Source organism: Streptomyces diversicolor, from assembly GCF_057537855.1.
In genome coordinates this window covers 1-3,403 of the sequence record NZ_BAAJXA010000103.1, presented here as the reverse complement: position 1 = coordinate 3,403, position 3,403 = coordinate 1, and the positions used below count along the sequence as shown (strand labels likewise).

3 protein-coding genes are annotated in these 3,403 nt (G+C 69.4%); all 3 read right to left on the bottom strand.

What is annotated here, in order from left to right:
• Nucleotides 1-102 precede the first annotated feature (102 nt).
• The 3 genes from AC27LF_RS45275 to AC27LF_RS45265 are packed head-to-tail and all read right to left on the bottom strand — an operon-like array spanning nucleotide 103 to nucleotide 3,247.
• Nucleotides 103-1,092, bottom strand: a complete 990-nt coding sequence (locus AC27LF_RS45275) for a tyrosine-type recombinase/integrase (RefSeq protein ID WP_479662423.1) — start codon at nucleotides 1,090-1,092, stop codon at nucleotides 103-105.
• On the bottom strand, nucleotides 1,089-2,018 hold the full coding sequence (locus AC27LF_RS45270; RefSeq protein ID WP_479662422.1) for a tyrosine-type recombinase/integrase: 930 nt from the start codon (nucleotides 2,016-2,018) through the stop codon (nucleotides 1,089-1,091). The genes AC27LF_RS45275 and AC27LF_RS45270 overlap by 4 nt, the downstream gene beginning before the upstream one ends.
• On the bottom strand, nucleotides 2,015-3,247 hold the full coding sequence (locus AC27LF_RS45265) for a site-specific integrase (protein ID WP_479662421.1): 1,233 nt from the start codon (nucleotides 3,245-3,247) through the stop codon (nucleotides 2,015-2,017). The genes AC27LF_RS45270 and AC27LF_RS45265 overlap by 4 nt, the downstream gene beginning before the upstream one ends.
• Nucleotides 3,248-3,403 lie beyond the last annotated feature (156 nt).

Here is a 3,403-nt window from a genome sequence, read left to right as displayed (position 1 = left end):
GTCCGCTTATGCCGTGTGCCGGGTTATGCCGACTGTGGCAGCGACATCATGATGAGCTCTGTGCCTGCCTCGGAATGGTCGGCATAACCCGTAGCCTCCGGCTCAGAGTGTTCGGAGGAACGCCAGCAGGTTGTCCGGAGCGGTGAAGCGTCCGGGGGTGCTGCCGGCGGGAGCCGTGCGCGCGAGCGCACGTTCTTTGATGGTCATGTCGGCGTGCAGATAGATTTGTGTGGTTTCAGTTGATTCGTGGCCGAGCCAGAGGGCGATCACGGAGACGTCGACTCCGGCGTGAAGGAGTGCCATTGCGGTGCTGTGCCGCAGGGTGTGCGGGGTGACGTGCTTGCCGGCCAGGGACGGGCAGGTGACTGCGGCGGTCCGGGTGTGCTTGGTGACGAGGGCTTCGACGGCATCCCGGCTGAGTGGGGTGTCGCGGCGGGTCGGGAACAGCGGATCGCCTCGCTCGCCGCCTCGCTCCTTCAGCCAGATCTTGAGCACTTTGACGGTGTCGCTGGTCAGCGGGGTGCACCGGTCCTTGCGGCCCTTGCCGTGACAGCGCAGGTGAGGACCGGAGCCCAGATGGACGTCCTGGAGCGTGAGCCGGGTCAGCTCGCTGACGCGCAGTCCGGTGTGGACGCCGGTCAGGAGCAGGGCATGGTCGCGCCGTCCGGTCCAGGTGGTGCGGTCCGGGGCTGCGACGAGGGCGTCGGTCTCCGTGGTGGTCAGGTAGTTGACGATGGCCCGGTCGAAGCGTTTGGGCGGGATCGCCAGCACCCGCTGGATCACCGCCGCGTGTTCGGGTGCCCGTAGGGCCGCGTAGCGGAAGAACGAGCGGATCGCGGCGAGCCGGGCGTTGCGGGTCGCCGCGGTGTTGCCGCGGACGGTTTCAAGATGCTGGAGGAACGCGCCGATCGCCGGTGCGTCCAGGTCGGCGATGCTCAAGCGGGCCGGCGGCCGGCCGGTGCGCTGCTCGGCGAAGCCGAGCAGGAGGGTGAAGGTGTCGCGGTAGGCCGCGATGGTGTGCTGGCTGGCCTGGAGTTGGAGCATCAGTTTGTCGGTGAAGAAGCCCTGCAGCAGGGGCGCGAGGTCGCTCATGGCCGGCCTCCGAAGCTGTGCTCCAGGCGGGCCGCGGCCAGGGACAGGAGTTCCGGCGAGCCGGAGAGATACCAGTAGGTGGACTTCGGGTCGGCGTGGCCGAGGTAGGTGGTCAGCAGCGGGAGCTTCGCCTGGACGTCCGCGCCGTCGCGGTACCACTGCAGCAAGGTCGTGGTCGCGAAAGTGTGGCGAAGATCGTGCAAGCGGGGCCTGCGGTGGCCCTCACCTGCGGTGATGCCCGCCGCCGACAGCAGGTGGACGAAGGTGCGCGGGAGGTTGTGGGAGTCGAGCCGGGTGCCGCGGGTGGAGACCAGGAAGGCCGCCGTGCTCGGGATGGGCCGCTGGAGATCACGCTCCCGGGCATACCTGCGTAGCGCCGTGACAGTGCTGGCATGCACCGGGACCTGCCTCGACTTGCCGAACTTCGTCTCCCTCACGGTGAGAAGACCACCGGCAAGATCGACGTCGGTGCGGTCCAGGCCGCAGACTTCGAACGTGCGCAGGCCGCTCACGGCCAGCATGCCGAGGAACGTGTGCCAGGTGCGGGCCCGGAAGGCCGGACTCAGGACACTCGTCGCCGCGAGCAGGCGGTCCAGCTCGGCGGGGGTGAACAGGTGCGGGGTGATGCGCCGGTAGTGGTGCGGCAGGGCATCATCGGGCGGTATCTCGGTCGCCGGCTCCAGAGTCTTCAGGTGCCGGGCGAAGATCCTCACGACCATCAGCCGCCGGCTCCAGTGCACTTCATCGGTGCTGCGGGGCGTATCCGTGGCCCAGGCGAGCGCGGCCCGGGTGGTCAGGACGGTCTCGCCTGTGTCCTCCAGGTAGTTGATGAAGCTCATCAGCTTTCCGCCGAAGGTCGTCAGCTTGAATCCCAGCCGACGGCGCATGGCCAGGTACTCCTGCGCGTGCTGTCGAAGCGTGGTCACCGGGCACCGCCTTCCGGCCACGGCTGGGACAGGGACCGCAGGGCTTCATGGTCGACTTTCGCGTAGATGGCGGTGCTCAACTGGCTGCGGTGGCGGAGCACTTGGCCGACCTCGGGCAGCGGGGCCCCGGCCCGCAGGATGGTGGTGGCCAGGGTGTGGCGGAGCCGGTGGGCTCCCAGCCGTGGCAGTCCGGCCCTCTCGCAAGCCCGCCCCATGATCGCCCGGATGCAAGCTCCGGTCAGTGCCTGGTAGGGAGCCCTGGCGGTGAGGAACACGGCCGTGGCCGAACACCGGGGTCGATCCGACATGAGGTAGTCCGAGAGCACCTTGCCGACCTCGGCGGTCAGCGGCAGCCGTTCGACGCGAGAACCCTTGCCCCGCACGGCGATCTCACCCGCGTGCCAGTCGATGTCGCTCAGCTGGAGTGCGGCGACTTCCGCGCCGCGCAGCCCCAGACGGGCGAGCACCGTCAGTACCGCCCTGTCCCGCCGCCCCGCCGAGGACTCCGGGTCCGGTGCGAACAGCAGCGCGGACACCTGCTGCGATTCCAGTCCACGAGGCAGAGAACCGAGCCGCCAGCCCGCCACCGCGGGAACCGACCCGGTCAGCGGTGCCGGGATCCGGCCGTCCACGTGCAGGTAGCGCAGCAGTGAGCGGACCGCGGTCACCAGGGCTTTCGCCGACCACACGCTCTCGGCGTCCGCGGTGTGCCGCACCATGAACGCGGTCACCCGCACGGCATCCAGCCGGGCCAGCGAGTCCTGCAGCGGATCCGGCAGCGCAGCAAGGAACTTGCGGGCCTGGCCGCAGTAGCAGCGGACCGACTCGGCCGCCAAGCCCCGCTCCCCGAGCAGGTAGGCGCCGTAGTCCGCCAGCACCTCCTGGACCGCGTCGCCGCCGGCCTCGACCGGAACAGGAACCGTACCGGTGTGCCGCAGCACCTTGATCACGGCTCCGAGCGACCGTCGGGCCACCGGCTCGGAGGAGCACACCGCCCGCCGGAAGGCCAGGAACTCCTCGACCCTCGCCGGCGTCAGCCCGGCCGCGACAAGCTCACGCCGTTCCATCCACAGGCTCAGGCGCCGCATCATGAGCACCGCGTCCTTCACCGACGCCGCCGCGTACCCCCGGGCCACCAGCTCCGTACGCACCAGCGACTCGTACGTGGCCAACGGCCCCGTCACCACCAACGGCACCGGCCCACGGCGCCGCTCTCCGATCGCATCCATGATCTTCTCCTGTCTGCAGGCAACTCGCCTACGCAGACAGGGATACGAGCCTCCTCAGGCGGAAGCCGCCGGTTATGCTGAAGTTTTCGAAACCAGACCCCAGGTCCGTCATGCTGTCGCTGCCACAGTCGGCATAACCCGGCACGCGGCATAAGC

Bases quoted from the DNA above. Each gene is read 5' to 3' on its own strand.
- AC27LF_RS45265 (WP_479662421.1), bottom strand. From the start codon at position 3,247: ATGGATGCGATCGGAGAGCGGCGCCGTGGGCCGGTGCCGTTGGTGGTG.
- AC27LF_RS45275 (WP_479662423.1), bottom strand. From the start codon at position 1,092: ATGAGCGACCTCGCGCCCCTGCTGCAGGGCTTCTTCACCGACAAACTG.